The organism is Ferviditalea candida (assembly GCF_035282765.1).
Lineage (GTDB): Bacteria > Bacillota > Bacilli > Paenibacillales > KCTC-25726 > Ferviditalea > Ferviditalea candida.
In genome coordinates this window covers 1-19,746 of record NZ_JAYJLD010000051.1, presented here as the reverse complement: position 1 = coordinate 19,746, position 19,746 = coordinate 1, and the positions used below count along the sequence as shown (strand labels likewise).

The 19,746-nt window shown below is 48.6% G+C and carries 17 protein-coding genes and 1 pseudogene; 17 read left to right on the top strand and 1 reads right to left on the bottom strand.

From position 1 onward, the window contains the following. The 17 genes and pseudogenes from VF724_RS19680 to VF724_RS19600 form a co-directional block, all read left to right on the top strand. Positions 1–971 (top strand): annotated as a pseudogene (locus tag VF724_RS19680) (IS110 family RNA-guided transposase); the annotation flags it as partial. Between the two features lie 371 nt (positions 972–1,342). Beyond that, positions 1,343–2,101: an IclR family transcriptional regulator gene (locus VF724_RS19675; protein WP_371755936.1), complete on the top strand. Its 759-nt coding sequence runs from the start codon at positions 1,343–1,345 to the stop codon at positions 2,099–2,101. Between the two features lie 16 nt (positions 2,102–2,117). Further along, positions 2,118–2,888 carry an SDR family oxidoreductase gene (locus VF724_RS19670; RefSeq protein ID WP_371755935.1) on the top strand — a complete coding sequence of 257 codons (771 nt, stop codon included), beginning with the start codon at positions 2,118–2,120 and terminating at the stop codon, positions 2,886–2,888. A gap of 30 nt (positions 2,889–2,918) precedes the next feature. Further along, on the top strand, positions 2,919–3,827 hold the full coding sequence (locus VF724_RS19665; RefSeq protein ID WP_371755934.1) for a fumarylacetoacetate hydrolase family protein: 909 nt from the start codon (positions 2,919–2,921) through the stop codon (positions 3,825–3,827). A gap of 17 nt (positions 3,828–3,844) precedes the next feature. Next, positions 3,845–4,603 carry an SDR family NAD(P)-dependent oxidoreductase gene (locus VF724_RS19660; RefSeq protein ID WP_371755933.1) on the top strand — a complete coding sequence of 253 codons (759 nt, stop codon included), beginning with the start codon at positions 3,845–3,847 and terminating at the stop codon, positions 4,601–4,603. Between the two features lie 55 nt (positions 4,604–4,658). After that, the gene (locus VF724_RS19655) at positions 4,659–5,951 is read left to right on the top strand and encodes a nickel pincer cofactor-dependent isomerase, group 22 (RefSeq protein WP_371755932.1); all 1,293 of its coding nucleotides are present in this window, start codon (positions 4,659–4,661) and stop codon (positions 5,949–5,951) included. An 18-nt stretch (positions 5,952–5,969) separates the two neighbouring features. Beyond that, on the top strand, positions 5,970–6,692 hold the full coding sequence (locus VF724_RS19650) for a cyclase family protein (protein WP_371755931.1): 723 nt from the start codon (positions 5,970–5,972) through the stop codon (positions 6,690–6,692). A 25-nt stretch (positions 6,693–6,717) separates the two neighbouring features. Continuing rightward, positions 6,718–7,401, top strand: coding sequence for a cyclase family protein (locus VF724_RS19645; protein WP_371755930.1), 684 nt, complete (start codon positions 6,718–6,720; stop codon positions 7,399–7,401). A 51-nt stretch (positions 7,402–7,452) separates the two neighbouring features. After that, positions 7,453–9,624: a dihydroxy-acid dehydratase domain-containing protein gene (locus VF724_RS19640; protein WP_371755929.1), complete on the top strand. Its 2,172-nt coding sequence runs from the start codon at positions 7,453–7,455 to the stop codon at positions 9,622–9,624. 12 nt (positions 9,625–9,636) lie between these two features. Continuing rightward, positions 9,637–10,566: a U32 family peptidase gene (locus VF724_RS19635; protein ID WP_371755928.1), complete on the top strand. Its 930-nt coding sequence runs from the start codon at positions 9,637–9,639 to the stop codon at positions 10,564–10,566. A 20-nt stretch (positions 10,567–10,586) separates the two neighbouring features. After that, positions 10,587–11,615 carry a zinc-dependent alcohol dehydrogenase gene (locus VF724_RS19630; RefSeq protein WP_371755927.1) on the top strand — a complete coding sequence of 343 codons (1,029 nt, stop codon included), beginning with the start codon at positions 10,587–10,589 and terminating at the stop codon, positions 11,613–11,615. Positions 11,616–11,817: 202 nt separating this feature from the next. Continuing rightward, positions 11,818–12,942: a substrate-binding domain-containing protein gene (locus VF724_RS19625; protein ID WP_371755926.1), complete on the top strand. Its 1,125-nt coding sequence runs from the start codon at positions 11,818–11,820 to the stop codon at positions 12,940–12,942. Between the two features lie 144 nt (positions 12,943–13,086). Further along, positions 13,087–14,613, top strand: coding sequence for a sugar ABC transporter ATP-binding protein (locus VF724_RS19620; RefSeq protein ID WP_371755925.1), 1,527 nt, complete (start codon positions 13,087–13,089; stop codon positions 14,611–14,613). Positions 14,614–14,628: 15 nt separating this feature from the next. Beyond that, complete coding sequence (locus VF724_RS19615; protein WP_371755924.1) at positions 14,629–15,633, top strand: ABC transporter permease; 1,005 nt, start codon at positions 14,629–14,631, stop codon at positions 15,631–15,633. A gap of 31 nt (positions 15,634–15,664) precedes the next feature. Next, positions 15,665–16,600, top strand: coding sequence for an ABC transporter permease (locus VF724_RS19610; protein WP_371755923.1), 936 nt, complete (start codon positions 15,665–15,667; stop codon positions 16,598–16,600). A 165-nt stretch (positions 16,601–16,765) separates the two neighbouring features. After that, on the top strand, positions 16,766–18,304 hold the full coding sequence (guaA, locus tag VF724_RS19605; RefSeq protein WP_371755922.1) for a glutamine-hydrolyzing GMP synthase: 1,539 nt from the start codon (positions 16,766–16,768) through the stop codon (positions 18,302–18,304). A gap of 213 nt (positions 18,305–18,517) precedes the next feature. Further along, entirely contained in the window at positions 18,518–19,411 is an 894-nt protein-coding gene (locus VF724_RS19600) for a cupredoxin domain-containing protein (RefSeq protein ID WP_371755921.1), read from the top strand. A 111-nt stretch (positions 19,412–19,522) separates the two neighbouring features. Here the strand turns inward: VF724_RS19600 and VF724_RS19595 are convergent. Then, the coding region (locus tag VF724_RS19595) for a hypothetical protein (RefSeq protein WP_371755920.1) at positions 19,523–19,746 on the bottom strand (224 nt) is incomplete at its 5' end.

Sequence of the window (19,746 nt, the reverse complement as noted above, 5' to 3'; positions counted from 1 at the left end):
CAGGGAAATACTGGATCCCTCGTTCAACATTCTGGAGCACTCCTGCAACATCACGCTGGCACACCCAAAATACGTCAAGGCCATTCGAGGCAAGAAGACAGATAAGAAAGACGCCCAGTGGATTGCCGATTTGTTCAAGCATGACCTTGTCAATGGAAGCTATATGCCTCCCTTGCCGATCCGGCAGCTACGCGACCTGATGCGCTACCGCTTCAAGCTGACGAACTTTTCGTCGAGTGAGGAGAATCGGCTCCACGACAAGCTGTTGAACAATCCGACCGATACGTCTTTTGACATCGAACCGCTCATTCACGGCTCCATGAAGGAGAAACTCCCTGAACTGGAGCTTGCGATTGACGGACTCATTACGCCCGAACAGGCCGGGGAAATCAAGGTCATTAAACAACACTTCGAAGATCTCGAGTCCCGTAAAGAAGAACTGGAAGCCATTATCCTTTCCCTTGCCGAGTCCTACTCAGAAGAAATCAACTTGATCTTGACCGTTCCGTCCTTCAAAAACTTGTTTTCCGCCATTGCTGTGGTATCGGAAATCGGTGTGAATATGGACGTGTTCCCGACAGCCAAGCATTTGTGCTCCTGGGCAGGACTCACTCTCACTAACAATGAGAGTGCCGGCAAGAAAAAGTCAGTAAGGATATCAAGAGCGGGCATTTACATCAAGCCTCTTTTGGTACAGTGTGCTACCGCTGTAGTCAAAAGCGAGAAACATCCCGAAACCCGAAATCGCTACTTACAACTGAAAAGGCGGGAGAGGCCACAAACGCGCCATTATTGCGATTGCCTGAATACTATTAACAGCCATCTATCACATCTTGAAGAACAAAGAACCCTATAACCCTGACTTGTATAAAAAATCCGATGTTCGTCCAGCAGGTCGTGAAATCACGGTAGAACAAGCGATTTTACTAGCACAAACTCAAGGTTACCGAATTATGGCGGCTGCAACCTGATTCCCTTACCCCTTAACAGTAATGCGTTTTTTCAATTATTTTCCAATTAGTCGTCTTGTGTACGGCTTATTTGGCATGCTCATTTACTATATTGAGTTGTTGAGGATTCCAGACTTAAATCCTCCAAGATCCTCCTTTATCGGTTCAAATGCGGGCCTAAAATAATGTGTAACAAAACGGAAAAGAAATCGCATAACGGTTATGGAACAGTATCTGGTGTGTAAAAGAAAGCGTAATTCTTATTCTTATTAATGTATGACGGTAAATTACATTTTCATATTGACTAGGCAATTTTACGCGTGTATGATGGAATTATAGTATATTAAACTTGGTTTTGTATAATAAACCAAATATTTCAGGAGCAGTGACTTATGCCATCATATAAAGTTCCGGCGTTATTCCGGGCAAGCGAGATTTTACGATTGGTTTCCGAAAATCCGAATAAACTGAAGCTTATCGATTTGTCCAAAATGCTGGAAGTCAACAAAAGCTCAATGTTCTCTATTTTAATAACGATGGAGAATTTGGGCTGGGTTAGCAAGAACAACGCAAACGCTTACAAAATCGGCGATTTTATGGGCAAGATCGGCAGTGCTTATTTAAGGCAGTTTGATCTGCTGCAGCTTTTTAATCAAAAAGCGGAAGCCTCCAAGCAAATTGTCGGAGAAACCTTTCAATTGGCGCGTTTGGAAGGTAAAGAAGTGTTTTATTTGGGCAAAGCGGAGGCCGAATCGCTTATACGTATCGTCACGGACCCCGGCATGAGATATCCTGCGCATGCTACCGCTCTCGGAAAGGCCATGCTTTCAACTTTATCGGAAACGGAGTTGGCCGGCCTTTATGAAGGAAACGCGGCATTGGAGAAAATGACAGTCCATACGATCGATCAAGCTGATCAGCTGTTTGAACATCTTCGTGTCGTCAGGCAAAACGGTTTTGCATTTGATTTGCAGGAGGCGACTTTGGGTGTTTGCTGTGTGTCCGCCCCTATCTTTATCGGACAGCGTGGGAAGGCCAGCGCCGCGGTAAGCGTTTCAATGCCGCTTCATCAATGGGAAACCAAAAAGGAATTGGCCATTCAAGAGATATGCAAGTTGGCCAAAGAATTATCGAACATTCACGAATCATGATTGGAGTTGAAATCCCATGCGTCTGAAAAACAAAGTATGCATCATAACAGGCGCCGGTTCGGGGATCGGGCAGGCGACCGCCAAATTGTTTGCCAAGGAGGGTGCCGCCGTTATAATCGCGGACATTGATCATGACGGCGGTCAGGAAACCGTTGATCTCTTGACGAGGGCCGGTGGCCAATGTGAATTCATCTCTTGCAACGTGACGGATTCCAAACAAGTCCGCTCGATGGCGGAACGAGTCGTCGCTCATTATGGCAGAATAGACGTACTGTTTAATAATGCGGGAATCAGCGGCATAGGGACTGTTCATGAAACCGAACCGGAGGATTGGGATGCGGTCATGAATGTCAATGTGAAGGGAGTGTTTCTTTCCTCCAAGTATGTTCTTCCTCAAATGCTCAAGCAGCGGAGCGGTTCGATTATCAATATGTCCTCCTGTATCGCCGAAATTGGTCTTGCTTCGAGAGCTTCTTATTCCGCCTCGAAGGGTGCGGTATTGGCACTCACCAAATCCATGCAAGTGGATTATGCCCGCTATGGGATTCGCGTCAATGCTTTGCTGCCGGGCACAATTTATACGCCTTTTGTTGAGAAATATCTGCAAAAATACGATAAGCCTGAAGAGGCTGTCGCACAAATCAAATCGCGTCAGCTCAGCAACGATTTCGGCAAACCGGAGGATGTCGCTTTCGCAGCTTTGTTTCTCGCCTCGGATGAATCAAAGTTCATGATGGGTTCACCGCTGTACATAGACGGCGGCACAACCTTCGGGAAAAATGCATAACACTTCATTGGTTAAAGAGAGGTTTTGGTTATGAAAATCGCAGCCTTAAACAAAGACGGAAAATCCGTCCTGGGTGTTCATATTGAAAGCGGAATCATCGATATTGAACAAGCTTTGAAAGCGGTTCCCGCTTCCCATGATGTTCCGGTCGATGTTGAACAATTCATCCATGGCGGTCCGACAGCCCGTGCGGCTTTGCGGGAATATGTGGATCAATTGCTTTCCGAGCAGGACATTGCACAACAAGCCGATTTTATGGTGGATGAATCAGAGGTTTCATTCGGACCTTGTGTGGCCAACCCGCAGAAAATCATCTGTGTAGGCTTGAACTACCGGCAGCATGCGATAGAAACCGGATCAGCTATTCCTACGGTTCCGATTTTATTCAATAAATTCGCAAATGCGCTGGCCGCTCATCGGGAAGAGGTTGTGCTGCCAGATGTCTCGAATAAAATCGATTACGAGGCGGAATTGGCGATAGTGATTGGCCGGGAGGCTAAGAACGTATCGAAGCAGGAAGCCTTGAACTATGTTCTCGGATACTGCAACAGTAACGATTTGTCAGCAAGGGATCTGCAGATGAAAACACCGCAATGGATGCTCGGCAAGACATGCGACCAATTTTGTCCGATCGGGCCGTACCTAGTGACCACCGATGAAATCCCAAACCCTAACGGCCTCAAAATTCGATCCATTGTAAACGGAGAGGTTCGTCAGGATTCAAATACAGCCGATATGATTTTTTACTGTGATGAAATCATCAGTTATATTTCCCAACATATGACGCTGATGCCGGGGGACATTATTTTGACCGGAACTCCCGAAGGGGTCGTGATGGGATATCCCCCCGAAAAGCAAGTTTATCTTCAAGACGGCGATGTCGTCACGATTGAAATTGAACACCTGGGGAAGCTGACTAACCGAATGGTTAAAAAATAGATGGGGAGTTGAAGTCATTGTATTCTTTTGAGGGGAAAGTCGTATGGGTTACCGGAAGCAGCACGGGGATCGGCCGCGCGGTTGCGCTTGGTTTTGCCGCTCATGGCGCGGATGTGATTGTTCATTGCAATCAAAACCTTGCCGAAGGAGAATCGGTGGCTGCGGAAATAAGCGGAATGGGTCGTGAAGCTTTACTCGTGCAAGGCGACGTATCAAAGAAGAATATCGTTGAAAGCATGGTGTCTAAAATTAACGACCGGTTTGGCCGTATCGACATTCTGGTCAACAATGCGGGATCGATGGTCAAAAGGGTTCGTTTGGAACAATTGGACGAGGAAACATGGGACCGTATTCTCGATGTAAACTTGAAATCGGTTTTTCTCGTTACGCAAGCCGCCTTGCCTTTGATGAAGCCGCAGGGGAAAGGCAGAATCGTCAATGTGACGTCAATCGCGGCCAGAAACGGCGGTTCAATCGGAGCCCTCGCTTATGCAACCTCCAAAGGAGGCGTAAGTACCTTGACGCGCAACTTGGCCAAGGAATTGCTGGAATACAACATTCTGGTCAACGGAATCGCTCCGGGAGTCATCAGCACGCCTTTTCAGGATCGCTTCACGCCGCCGGAGACGCGGCAGAAATTAGGAAACCAAATTCTGATGGGGCGCGAAGGCACGCCGGAAGAAATGGTTGGCGCGGTTTTGTTTTTAAGCTCCGATTATTCGAACTATATTACCGGCGAGATCATTGAGATCAATGGTGGGCAGCTGATGGATTAAATACCGGTCGCTTTGGTCCGGGGCATGACCGGACGCATTTCTCCGAAAGAAGGCGATGATGTTGTTGGGCGAGCCGTTCGAAGTAAAGATAGAAGGCGGATATGAAATTGATCTTCCCAAAATGATAAAGATTAAGCAGATTTTTCCGAGAGAGCGGGTAGCGGATATCAAGCAAACCGTAGCGCAGGAAATGTCGGCAAAGCTGATCCCCGGCGAATATAAAGGCAAGAAAATTGCCGTTGCCGTAGGCAGCCGGGGCATTGCCAATCTGGCGGAAATCGTGAAATGCGTCATTGCGGAGCTGAAAGCATGGGGGGCCGAGCCGTTCATCGTTCCCGCGATGGGAAGCCACGGAGGGGCGACGGCAGAAGGCCAAAGAGAAGTGCTTGACGAATACGCCGTGAATGAGCAGACAATGGGAGTTCCCGTCATCTCCTCAATGGAAGTTGTACAGATCGCCAATCTCGAAAACGGGATGCCGGTCTATTTCGATCAAGCGGCATATCAGGCCGATGGCGTAGTCGTTGTCAATCGGATTAAACCGCATACCGACTTCAAAGGCGATTATGAAAGCGGCCTCATCAAAATGATGACCATCGGCTTGGGGAAGCACAAAGGAGCGACAACGATCCATACCTACGGATTTGACCGTTTTCACGAATTGATCCCGGAAACCGGGAAAGCGGTTTTGCAAAATGCTCCGATAGCTTTTGGCGTAGGTATAGTGGAAAACGCGTATGACGAGACGATGTCGGTCACCGTTATGCCCAAAGACCAAATCTTTGAGAATGAAAAACAGCTGCTGATGGTTGCAAAGAAATCGATGCCGCGGCTCCTTGTATCGGGAATCGATGTTCTGATCGTCGATCAGATCGGCAAGGACATCAGCGGAGCGGGAATGGACCCCAATATAACAGGCCGAACCGCTTCCGGACTGCCCGGATTCGATCTTGCTCCGCCGATCCAAAAGGTAGTCGTTCTCGATTTGACCGATAAAACCCACGGAAATGCCAACGGCATCGGTTTGGCGGATGTGACGACAAGGAATTTGCTTAATAAAATTGATTTCCTGAAGTTGTATGCAAATTCCATAACGTCGACCGAGCTGGATCCCGCAAAAATCCCGGTCGTCATGAATTCCGACAAGGAAGCGATTGTCGTTGCGCTGAAAACGTGCAATCGAATAACAGCGGACAAAGCGAAAATCGTCCGAATTAAGAACACGTTGGATCTAAGCGAAATCCAGGTTTCCGAAAGCTATAGACAAGAGCTGGTCCAACGAAGTGATGTCGAGATAGTGTCCGAAGCGGAGAACTTTTCTTTTACAAAAGAAGGAAGATTGCTTTAAGGAAATGGAGGAAAAAGCATGTCGGAACTTCTGCAAGCTTGGATGTCGCTAATATCCCGGTCAAAAGTGATCGATCTTACACACAAATTGGAAGAGAATATTCCTCTTTGGCCCACACATGCCAGATTCGGAAAGATTCTTCAGGAATCTTATGAGCTCGGCGATGTCGCACTGCATTATCAAATCAGCATGTCGGAACATTCGGGAACTCACATGGATGCCCCTAAGCATTTTATCCAGGACGGACCTGCCCATTACGGGATTGACCGTGTCCCGTTGGAGCGCATTATGGGAAGAGCGGCCGCGATCGATTTGTCGCCCTTTCCCACGGAGCGCTTGGTGATTGTCGAGCATATTCAACAATGGGAAGAAGAGCACGGCAGATTGCAAAAAGGAGATATTGTTCTCATCCGTTACGGATGGGACAGATTGTGGAAAAGCCGCGCTGAGAAAGATGATTCATATGTTCGGGAGTGGCCGGGGTTGAGCTTCGAAGCGGCAAAGTATTTCGTCGACAAGGGCATCTCGGCTGTCGGCAGCGACACGCTGGCTGTCGACGCCAGCCACAGCGATGGCAATCCTGCGCATTACACACTCTTGGGGAATGAAGTGCTGATCATCGAAAATTTAAATAATATCGGACTTTTGCCGGCGTTTTCATTGTTTTTCGCGCTGCCCTTGCCGATAAAAGACGGCTCGGGATCCCCCGTCCGCGCTTTTGCGGTGGTGCCGAATCTCTAACTCTCTAAATAGGAGGATCAATCGCATGATTAAAGTTCTTTCTCATCCCATCCGTGTGGGAGACCCGGGTTGGCCGAACAACCCAACTTTTGCCTTCGAGCCGTTTACACGGATCGGAAAAGACGGCGAGCCCGCAAACACATATATGCTTCATTTATTCAATCATTTTTCCAGTCACATGGACGGACCCAATCACTTTAACCCGAAAGGCATCCAATTATGGGAGGTGCCTGCAGACCGCTTCGTTTTCCGCTCGCCGCTTTTGGTTGACATCAATCGGGGAAAAGACGAGCTGATCACAGTGGATGACATCAGACCCTACGAAAAGCAATTGGCGGAAAGCGACGCATTGCTGATCAGAACCCATTTCACAAGGCTGCGCAGCGTTGAGCCTGAGACATATGCCAGTTATGGACCGGGAATTTCTCCGGAGCTGGCGGAGCATCTGGTTAAAAATTTTGCGAATTTGAAGGCGATTGCTCTCGATTTTATTTCCTTGGCGGCTTATCAGCACGGTCCCGAGGGGGTTCTTTCACACCAATGGATGCTGGGCAATTTTGTTGATAATTATATTCTGATCATCGAGGATTTGAATTTTGAGGATGTAATCCAGAATGATTTGCAGACTGTAGTTGCGCTTCCGTTAAGGATTCAGGATGTGGACAGCGCTCCATGCACTGTGATAGCAATCAACCAAAGGTTGGCGTAGTTAAGTTAGCAATTAAAGATTGTGCATATGGGAGTTGAGAGGGCTGTGGATATGAATACTGTGAAACTAAGACCGAGAATTAACAACCCGAATAACCCGTACAGGGACAATGTTCAAGGAAAAGCGAATGAACCGATTACCGTAGCGGGCTTGCTGGATCAGGCGCGACGGATTTTAGGGGACAGGTATCAAGGGCCGAAGCCGGATTGGACCTTGGAGGAGATTTACGACCGTCTTGAGGAAAACGCTCCGCGCATCGCGATCATCGGCGGTTCAAGCGATCATCCTGCCCACATTTTGGACATTGAGACGGTTTCCAAAGCCGCTCTCGAGATTTGGCAGCATGGCGGTCTTCCCTTTTACTTTGGCACTCCTGTTTTGTGCGACGGAACGGCGCAAAGCAATCAAGGGATGAGCTATTCCCTGCAAAGCCGCAACGCCATCGCGGAAATTGTCGTGAACCAGATGGAAGCCCATTCGTATCACGGGGCGTTTGTCATACAGGGATGCGATAAACAGCCGCTCGCGGTGTTAAGCGGACTGGCCCATTTGGACCGGGTCCGTAGAAGAAGGGGCGAGGCTCCCGTCTTTGCAACTTTTTCGCCTTCCCATGTGCTCGTGGGCGGAACGATTCCCGGCGATTTGCGGTCTGAGCTTCGAGAAGTCGCCGCTGATGCCAAAAGAAAAGGATATGAAGACATTTCCAACGATATTTTGGATGCGATGGATTACATCCTGCAATGCAGCTCAAATACGGCATTCCAAGGCGTTCTTGCGCGTGCGGTTAATGAGGGCTTGATCAGCATGGAGCGGCAAAAAGATTTCGAAAAACGCTTGGCCGTCAACACCTGCGACAGCAAGGGCGGAATTTGCGCTTTTCACGGTACCGGCAACAGCTCCCGGGACATTACGGCGGGATTCGGAATGGTCCATCCGTCTTTGGAGATGTTGATTGAACCCCCCACTCAAGAGCAAATCAAACCGGCGATCGATGCGCTGTTTGACATCGCAAACAGGTCGGAATGCAGCGTGGCGGAACTCATGGGTGCGAATATTTCCAATGCGATTCGAATTCACAGTTCCGCGGGCGGTTCGACAAACTTAATGATGCACATCGTCGGTGCCATGATCTACGCAGGATTTCAATTCAGCCTTTGGGATCTGGAGAAAATTCATCAAGAGCATCCCGTTCCGGATTTGTTCGATTACAGCCTGACGGAGGGAAGAGACATCTTTGCTTTGGCAAAGCAGTGCTGCTCCGGTCAAATTCGCGGCATGGAGACGCTGTTTTACGAATTGCTCCGCAACGGTGTGCCGATGAAAGTGGATGCGATGACGGTAACCGGCCAGACATGGCGGGAAAGATTAAGCCGTGAGGAGGGCTTGCCCGCCGACGGTGTGAAGGAAAATCCGATCATTTTATCGAAACCGAGGCGGAGCTTCAGCGGCGTGGACGTATTCAAAGGAAACTTTTTTGAAAGCGCCGTGGTCAAAATCAGCGGCATGCCCACCCGGCAAATCGACCAATTTGACGAAAAAGTATCCTTTGTTCTGTTCTTTGAAAACGAAGAGGAAGCGAACCGCGAGCTGTTGAACCCCCATCTTCTTGATGAGCTGAGGGAAAAAAGGGTGTTTTCGCAAAACCGTTTGCTGGCCATGTGGGAAATGAACGCTCCAGGCACTTCCGCAGAAGCGAAAAATCTTGATTACGACGATTTGTTCAGGGAAATGATCCGCCGGGAAATTTTGAAAATTACTGTCGTCATTTCCGGACAAGGGCCGAGCGCCTTCGGAATGCCAGAAATGTTCACCCCCATGCAGCATATTAATGCGAACGTCCAGTTGAAGAAACTGGCCACTCTCATCAGCGACGGCCGATACTCCGGCGTCACTTACGGCGCCGCAATCGGACATATGACACCCGAGGCTTTGTATGACGGCGGAATCCTGTACTTGAAACAGGGGGATGTACTGCATTTGCGTTTTCGCGCAAAAACGATCGACTTGCTCGATGAACAACAATTTGAAAACGGGAAAATGGAAGCTTATCAGGGAGACCTGAGAGAATCCCGTAAATCGTTGGGTGCCAAAAGAAAGCAACGCTTGCTGAAGCGGCAGAAGAATGTAGCCGCATCCAACCGCCTCGTAGGCTGCACGGACGCTGCGCATGGTGTTGTACCCAATGTCGTATATGAAGATGCGGAAGTACCGTTCAAGCACTGAAAGGAGTTTAACATGAAACAATCCAGAAGCTTACTAGAATCGTTGGGCTATCCGTCAGGCGATCTGTATAATCTCCCTGATTCAAATAAACGTTTTCCCGACGGAGCGCAGTATCGGATCGAGCTTCCCAGTGTGGAAGGGCCGCGGGCTTTGGAAGCGACCTTGAATGAAATTGACAAGTACGGCATTACCGTGCACCGGATTTCCCAAGGAAGCGGGATCATGCTGCAGACGGACGATGAGATCAAGGAAATGTGCCGAATGACTGCCGAGAGGGGCATGGAGCTCAGCTTATTCGTCGGGCCTCGCGGCACATGGGATATCAGCGCGCAGCCGTTTACGTCGGCGGGGAAATCCATCGCGCTTAGGCATGAAGGCGCGGATCAGCTTGTCTACGCCATGGAGGACCTGAAAAGAGGAGCCGATCTGGGCCTGCGTGGAGCTCTAGTGGCGGACGAAGGGCTGCTGATGATGACCAAGGAAATGAAAAAGACGGGCATGCTGCCTCCCGATTTCGTGGTTAAAGTCTCTGTGCAGCTGGCGGCTGCAAATCCGGTATCCGTAAAGTTAATGCAGGACTTGGGAGCGGACACGTACAACGTTCCCACGGCTTTGACGCTGCCGAAGCTGGCCGCGATCCGGCAAGCGATCGACATACCGATTGATCTCTATGTAGAAGTGCCGGATAACTTCGGAGGTTTTATCCGCTATTATGAAATCCCGGAAATCATCAGAGTGTTGTCTCCGGTTTATATTAAATTCGGCCTCAAGAATCATCCCGACGTGTATCCTTCCGGGAAACAATGGGAAGCTACCAATATCAGCTTGTGTCAAGAGAGAGTCCATCGAGCCGCGCTGGGCATTCAAATGATCGAACGGTATTATCCGGAGTCTGTTACCTCCGAATTGGGCGCAGCCGGCCTCGGCGTTCCGAAAGTATAAGCTGAAGGGGAGAGATGCCAGTGAAAGCGATCGTGAAAAAGGAAAAGAAATTCGGCGGCATTGAAGTGACTGAGGTGCCCATTCCCGATATGGACCATGACGAAGTTCTAGTGCGCATGCATCACGCTTCCATCTGCGGATCAGACATTCACGCTTATCACTACGCACCGACCCATCATTTTATCGAACCGCCGGTGATCATGGGGCACGAAGGCTCGGGCCATGTAGAGAAAGTCGGTTCATCCGTTACCGGCTTTCGGCCCGGGGACCGTGTGGTCATAGAAGCGATTCAATACTGCGGCGTGTGTGAAAGCTGCATGAAAGGCAAACGGCATATTTGCAATCGGTTTCAAATCCGCGGAATGCACAGAGACGGTGTTTTCTCGGAGTACGTTGCGGTCAAAGCGCCATATTTGCATAAATTTCCGGAAAGTCTGTCCTATGCGCAAGCCAGTCTCGTCGAGCCGGTGTCCGTGCTCACTCATGCCGTATTGGATCGCAGCGCGATTGGCGCGGGTGACGTAGTTCTCATTACAGGCCCGGGTCCTATCGGTATACTGGGTGCGCAAATGGTCAAGATCGCCGGAGCGGAACCGGTAGTAGTTGGGGTTGAAGCTGACGAAGCCGTACGGATGCCGATCAGCAGATCACTGGGAATAAAGACAATCAATGCCGACCGGGAATCCATCCCCGAATTCTTGATAAAGCATTATAACAGGGAAACGGTCCATGCCGTTGTCGAATGCTCCGGAGCCCCTTCCGCGTTCCGTACTGCGCTTGATTTGGTTGTAAAAGGCGGAAATATTACACTGGTCGGTCTGTTTGCCAAATTAGTCGAAGCGAATCTGTCAAATGCAGTCAGAAAAGAGATTTCGATACACACCAGCTTTTCATCCGATTGGGAAAACTTTGAAAGGGCAATCAAATTACTGGACAGAGGATTGTTTCAGATTGATCCGCTCGTAGCTCATTATCGTCCCGATGACGCTATCCAGGCTTTTGAAGATGCGATCGCCAAAAAAGTGCCCAAACCAATGTTTGATTTTTGATGCGGATCGATTGCTGATTCTGTGCAGGGGGTGAAAATTACTCTAAGTCAGTTTGCTGCATAGGTTCCACTTTTACAATTATTCGGGAAAAGGGGGGAATAAGCTCAACTTTCATCAATGATTTTTATGTTCAATTGGAAATGTTTGTAAGTTGAATGTTCAAGCACAAAGTGTAGTGAAAATTGATTAGGGGGGACTTTCTATGTTGAAAATGTCAAAATGGCTTCCGATTTTTATGGTACTGGTATTGGCGATAGCGGCTTTAACCGGATGCGGCGGCAGCTCAGGCGGATCCGACAGCAAACAAAACGCGAGCGATAAGCCGGCTGCCCAGAGTGCAGCGCCGAGCAGTGGCGACGCAAAAGCGGGAGATGGGAAAAAAGCATTCAAAATCGCATTGAGCAACTCCTATATCGGAAACTCCTGGCGTTCCGAAATGGTTAAAATTTTCGAAGCTTATGCGCAACAGAAGAAAGATGCCGGCTTGATTTCCGAGTTTTATTCCTCGAGCTCCGGTAACGATCCGCAGGCTCAAATCAACGAGATTCGCAACATGATGTCCAAGGGTTACGACGCGATTATCGTCAACGCTGCATCGCCAACGGCTTTGGCTCCTGTCATGAATGAAGCGGCTGACCGCGGAATCGTAGTTGTCGCTTTCGATAACACGGTGGATTCCGACAAAGTCTACAATGTAAACACCGACCAAGTAGAATTCGGCCGCAAGCAAGCCCAATGGCTGATGGACCAAATCGGCGGAAAAGGAAACATCCTGTTGATCAAAGGGGTAGAAGGAACGACGGTTAGCCGGGATCGCAACAAAGGCTACCAAGAAGTTCTTGCCAAATATCCGGATGTGAAAATTCTTCAAGAAGGTTTCGGTAAGTGGGATGACGCGGCAACTGCAACGGAAATCAACAATATGCTCACTGCGCAAAAGGATAAGGGAATTGCCGGGATTTTGCAGGAGGGCGGCGGTGAAAACGCGATTATTCAAGCGTTGAAGCAACATGGTATCGACCCGTCCACCGTTCCGATGACCGGGGAAATGACAAATGGTTTCTTCCGTCACATGAAGGATGAAAAGATTAAAGGGATTGCCATTGGTCAACCTCCTTACCTGGTTGCAACTTCGATTGATGTGGCTTTGAAAATACTGAATAAAGAAAATGTGGACAAGCTTACCTTGGCTCCTCTGCCTGTGGGTACAAACACAGAAATTGATAAGTGGTATGCTCCAGGTCAGCCGGATAACTTCTTTGTTGACTGGACTGACAATAACAACAGCTTTAACCTGAAGCTGGAGCAAATTCTGCCTAAAAAATAATACGAGGGATGCATACGGAGGGAAAGCATCGTAGGTTCATCTAGGATCTTTCCCTCTTTTTTCCACATGAGAGTTTGTGAGTTTTCGGCTCTTCGGAAAAAGCAAATTCTTATTGGCATTATTCCATATCAGGGGGCGGTATGAATGAACCTTGAAGCCAGAATGCCCGATATCCAAGATAAGACTCCTCTGATTGAAGCGGACGGATTAAATAAGAACTACGGCGGCGTAAGAGCGCTCATTGATGCAAAATTCTCCTGCGCGAGAGGGGAAGTTCACGCTCTGCTGGGGGAAAACGGCGCCGGAAAAAGTACACTGATCAAAATTTTGTGTGGAGTTGTCAAGCCGGATTCCGGCAGGATTCGCATGCAGGGAAAGGAAGTTGAAATTAATTCCCCAATGGATGCGGTTCGCCATGGGATCGTGGCCGTGTTTCAGGAATTATCCCTTGTGCCGGATTTGTCTGTAGCCGAGAACATCTATCTTGGACACGAGCCGAAGAACAAATTTGGACTGATTGATTTCAAAAAAACCAATGAAATGGCTCATGAATTATTAAATGAGCTAGGATTTGAAATCGATTCAAAAGCGTTGGTTCGTGACTTGCCTTTGGCCCAGAAGCAATTGGTCGAAATCTCCAAAGCATTATCGCGAAATCCGCAGTTGATCATCTTTGACGAAGCGACGTCCGCTTTAGGACAGCACGAAGTCAATCAGTTGTTCACTTTAATAAAGCGTTTGACCAAGCAGGAGAAAACCGTTGTTTTTATTTCCCACCGGATGAATGAACTGCATCAGATTGCGGACCGTGCGACCATTTTTAGAGACACTCGTTACATCACGACCTTTGATTGGGGAACGGTCGGCAATGAGCAAATTGTCAACTGGATTGCCGGACGCGACCTGAATGAGACTTTCTCGAAAAGGAAAAAAATGGAAACCAAGGAGATCGCGCTGGATATTCGCAATCTTTCTTCAGGGAGACGCTTAAGGAACATCAACCTCCAGGTGAGAAAAGGAGAAATCCTTGGAATCGCCGGCCTTCAGGGGCACGGACAAAGTGATTTCCTGCGGGCATTGTTCGGGGCTTATCCGGTAGAACAAGGGGAAATCAAATTATATGGCCGGGATGTTTCTTTGAAAAGTCCTGAAGCTGCGATCAAACAAGGAATTGCCTTGGTTCCGGAAGAAAGAAAAACAGACGGATTGCTGTTGACACGCTCAGTCAGAGAGAATTTGGCTTTAATGACGTTGGATCGGAGACAAACGGCAGGGTTGATCAACACCAAGGAAGAGGATTCGGCTGTAGACCAAACCGTGGCCATGCTCAATATCAAGACGCATGATTTGAATCAGGAAGTAGGCAACCTAAGCGGCGGAAATCAGCAGAAGGTGGTTATCGGCAAGGCGATTCTGACGCATGCGAAGGTTTTGCTTCTGGCAGACCCAACCAGGGGAATCGATGTGGGCACGAAAGCGGAAATTTATCAGTTGATGAACAAATTGACCGAAGAGGGAATGACCATTTTATTTTATTCTACCGAACTGGCCGAGCTCATCCATGTATGCCATCGCGTAGCTGTATTTAAGCAAGGGCAGATTGTGGCGATCCTCGAAGAGGAAGAAGTCAACGAACTCAATATCATTAATGCTGCGCTAAGCATGTCCTAAGGGGGATCAAATGGCATGAAACTGAATCAAAACAAATCACTGCACATTTTCCTCAAGCGAAACAAAGAAGCAGTTTTGGCCTATATTATCTTATTTATCGTGCTGGTGTTGTTCGCGATAAACCAGAACGATTTTTTTACGAGGTACGGTCTGCAATCCATTTTTAATCAGGTCATTACGCTGACGATTGCTGCGCTGGCCCAAACGTTGGTAATTCTCACGGCCGGAATAGATTTGTCCATCGGGGCTATGGTCGGATTGACCAATTCTATCGCTGCGACGATTATGGCTCCCGTCTCGCAGGCTGTCGGCGGCGAAGGACCAGGCGTGCTGTTTACGGTCCTGATTGTCCTGACGGTCGGCGGGCTCGCCGGCTTCATCAACGGAGTCATCATCGTGGCAGGCCGATTGCAGCCGATTATTGTGACTTTGGCGACAGCCTCGATTTATACGGGCATTGCGCTTTACATTCGTCCGACGCCCGGCGGTACGGTTTCAATGCGGTATACGGAAATATTAACAGGCCGTGTATTGACTTACATTCCGATGTCGGCAATTGTTTTGGCGATCTTTATTGTTGTCGTCTGGCTGCCGCTGCGCCGCTCCAAGCTGGGACAATCCATATATGCGATCGGCGGGAGCGAATATTCGGCTTTCGTATCCGGAATTAATGTGAATCGGACGAAGTTGTGGACATACACATTAGCCGGGCTGTTTTCCGCCTTCGCCGGCTTGTTGCTAACAGCGCAGACGGCCTCCGGAGATCCGCTTGGAAGCGGCTTGTTTACATTGAACTCAATCGCGGCAGTTGTGCTTGGAGGAACAAGTTTGTTCGGAGGAAGAGGAGGATATATGGGAACGGCAGCAGGAGCAGCGATTTTGTCTCTGGTATTGGGCTTATTGATATTCTGGGGAGTTCCCTCCTTTTATCAAAATGCCGTTCAAGGGTTGATTCTCATCCTTGCTCTTGTGGTCGGATTGCTTCAAGGAATCCGAAAAAACAAAGTGGAAGCAGGCTGAACAAAAAGCGCCGATTGAGGGGTGAAGAGACATGATCAAAAAATTAAGCCTTACGACGACTGCCCGAGTTTATGTCATGATGATTGTTTTATATCTCATGTCAGGTCTCATGGAAAAAAATTATTTCTCTACCGAACATATCATGCAATTGCTGGTGATGGCTTCATTCCTGGGTATTCTTGCAATGGGACAAACCTTGGTTATTCTAACCGGGGGAATTGATCTTTCCGTTGCGTATACACTCAATTTGGGAGCTGTTATTGTTACACAAATGACGGTTGAACAAGGCGGCGTAACAGCAGTTGTCACGGCGCTGATCCTCGGATTGGTCATCGGCGCTTTAAACGGCGCGGGAGTGGTTTATCTGAAGATCTCTCCGATGATCATGACTTTGGCGATGAGCAGTATATTAAAAAGCGCAACATACGTATATACCGATGGAACTCCAAAAGGCGCGGCATCCGACTGGATGAAATATATGGTGACGGGATCGTTCATGGGAATTAAGATCGGCATCTTGGTCTGGATTGTGCTGGCGGCAGCAATGATAGTTATTTTAGGAAAAACAACTTACGGGCGAAAAATATTCGCTATAGGGATCAGTCCGAGCGTCTCTCATTTATCGGGCATCAATAATAAATTTATGCTGATCAGCGTATATGCATTGAGCGGATTATTCGCCGTATTGGCGGGCATAATGATGACAGGATTTTCGGGGCTTTCTTATCTTGGCATGGGAGATGCGCTGCTGCTGCCGTCGATTGCGGCCGTCGTTATCGGAGGTTCTTCGATAATGGGAGGACGCGGAGGCTATGTCGGGACGATAGCGGGCACGATCATCATCTATATATTAAGCAGTATTCTAACCGTATTGGACATGAAGGATGCCGGGCGCCAAATTATTTACGGATTGGTGATTTTAGCCGTTCTTTTCATGTATGGCCGTGAAAAGAAAGTAAGGGTTTAAGGATTGCGTCATAATCGACAATCAGTTGCTCGATTGTGACGATATTTGAGGGATACTTGTCGAGTTTTCTTGACGTTGCGAATGCTCTGTGGCTATAATTATCTATCTTGAGAATTCATACGGAAATTCGACATGCGTCATGTTTAGATGAGGAGGTCCCCGGACATGCACAAACCGGCTGAATTGATTATCGTTCTTGATTTCGGCGGCCAGTATAATCAATTAATTGCAAGAAGAATCAGGGATTTGGGGGTATACAGCGAGCTGTTGCCTTTCCATACACCGATTGAACGAATTCGCCAACTGAATCCGAAAGGGATTGTTTTCTCCGGAGGTCCGTCGAGCGTCTATGAAGAGAACGCACCTGTCGTTGATCCCCGGATTTATGAGCTTGGCATACCGATTCTCGGCATTTGCTACGGCATGCAGCTGATGTCTCACCAATTAAAAGGGCAAGTGGACAGAGCCAAGAAACGGGAATACGGCAAGGCGATCGTGGAATTCAGCGAAAGCTGCGCGCTGGCCCAAGGGCTGGAGAGAAACCAGCAGGTATGGATGAGCCACAGTGACTTGGTGGTTCAACCTCCGGAAGGCTTTGTTGTTGATGCCAGCACAAGCGATGCTCCCATCGCGGCGATGAGCCATCCTGAGAAAAAGCTTTTTGCCGTTCAGTTTCATCCTGAGGTTCGACATTCTGTTTACGGAAATGATATGATCCGTAATTTCTTGTTTCATATTTGTCAATGTGAAGGCACATGGAGCATGGAGACATTCATTGAGGATTCGCTCGGCGATATCCGCCGTCAGGTGGGTGACCGCAAAGTACTGTGCGCTTTGAGCGGCGGTGTGGATTCGTCCGTTGTCGCCGTAATGCTGCATCGGGCCATCGGCAGCCAATTGACCTGCATGTTTATTGACCATGGGCTTCTGCGTAAAGGGGAAGCCGAAAGCGTAATGGAGACCTTCGCCGGCAAGTTCGACATGCATGTCGTCAAAATCGATGCGCGGGAACGATTTATGTCTAAGCTGAAGGGCGTTTCCGATCCCGAGCAAAAACGCAAAATCATCGGCAACGAGTTCATCCGGGTATTCGAAGAGGAATGCCGGACGCTCGGCGATTTCGATTTTCTGGCCCAGGGCACGCTTTATACGGATATTATCGAAAGCGGAACATCTACGGCGCAGACGATCAAATCGCACCATAACGTCGGCGGGCTTCCGGAGGACATGAAGTTTGAACTGGTTGAGCCTTTGAAGGCTTTGTTTAAGGACGAAGTTCGGAAGGTTGGGGAAGAACTCGGTCTGCCCGCGGAAATTGTATGGCGTCAGCCTTTCCCTGGCCCTGGATTGGCAATCCGTGTGCTTGGCGAGGTGACGGAGGACAAGCTGAAAATCGTCCGCGAATCCGATGCCATCCTGCGTGAGGAGATTGCGCTGGCGGGACTGGATCGCGAGATCTGGCAGTACTTTACGGCGCTTCCCGATATGAAGAGCGTCGGCGTGATGGGCGACGCCAGAACGTATTCGTATACGGTCGGCATCCGCGCGGTGACCTCTATTGACGGCATGACCGCCGATTGGGCGCGGATTCCTTATGACGTGCTTGAGAAAATTTCAAATCGGATCGTCAATGAAGTGGATAACGTCAACCGCGTGGTTTATGACGTTACTTCCAAGCCGCCGGCAACGATTGAATGGGAATAAATCAAATGCCGATATAGTGAATACAGTCCAAAGGGTAAACCAACGGTTCCGGTTTTCGGTCCTGTTGGTTTTTTTGCGTTTCACGGAAGCAGCCGTTTTTGGGCTGGTTTTTGTGACTTTTTTCACCTCGACGGCTGTGTTCGGAGTTCATAATGGTGTTATCACCCCGAAGGAAAATTCATCCAAACGGGAAAAATACGGGAGGGAAACACCATGAAAAAATGGATTCGGAATGGAATGATGGTAGGGATGGCGGCATTGTTGGTGACATTGTTTGGGTGTGCGAATAATCAAGCCAAGGTTGCGGATCAGAAAACGAGTAGCATTTCAAATACAGCAAGTTCACCAAAGCCCAAGAATAGCAGTGCGCCGGAAAAAGTCTCAGGTTCAAATGAACAGCAAAATCCAGACAATGTTTATATTACTGTTGAAGCTGACGCCAAGCTGGGGTCGGATGGAAAAACCCATGATGCTTTCACCAATGGCGACATTACACTGACTGAAGGTCAACCGGTAACCTTGCATTTTTATAACTATGATGAAGCGCCTCATTCCTATACAGCACCCGACCTTGGTTTGAACATTGAGCTCAGCGGCAGTAAAAAGGACGGAGAGCCGGCAATTACAACTTTTACTTTTACTCCGGCAAAGACAGGATCCTTTGAATGGAAGTGCATGGATCCATGCGATATGGAAAATGGGCAATGGGCGATGACGCATGACGGATATATGAAGGGTGCGATTAAGGTCGTCCCGGCGAAAGATGCGGTACAGCATGTATCCCTTGTCATTAATGCCGATTATAAATTGGGGACGGACGGCGAGCTTCATGATGCTTTTACACCTGGAGACTTTACAGTAAAGGCGGGGCAGCCCGTTGAGTTAACTATCTACAATTTTGATGATCAGGGCCATCCGTTCGTCAGTTCCAATCTCGGGTTAAACGTTAAAGTGGACCCCAGCCAAAAGGAAGGCCAGCCGAGCGTGACCACGACGACATTCGTGCCGGCCAAAGCGGGCAAGTACGAATGGCACTGCGGGCTCCCCTGCGATGATTGGGCCATGGCTCATGACAATTATATGATGGGGTACGTAACTGTTGAATAATCGATTCATGCTTGGAGAAAAGTAAGATTGGCGCTGCCGAATTCTCCGCGGCAGCGCCGAGTTCCTGCTGGATGAAAAAACCAGTTGCTTTTCGGATTTTATTTTGTTATATTAATCACTGTCGCTTTTGAGAATGATATTGACAAACGAATGCTGTCGATTCAATCTCGGCTTCGTCAAACAGGGGGAAACGCCGGAAAAGATGCTGGCAATGGCAAAAAAAAGTACTTGATTCAAAACGGCAAGATGTGATATATTAATCAAGTCGCCGTTCGGAAGAACATCGGCTGAGCGAGAGCTCGAAAGCGGCGCTTGAGGATGCGTGAAGACGGTCG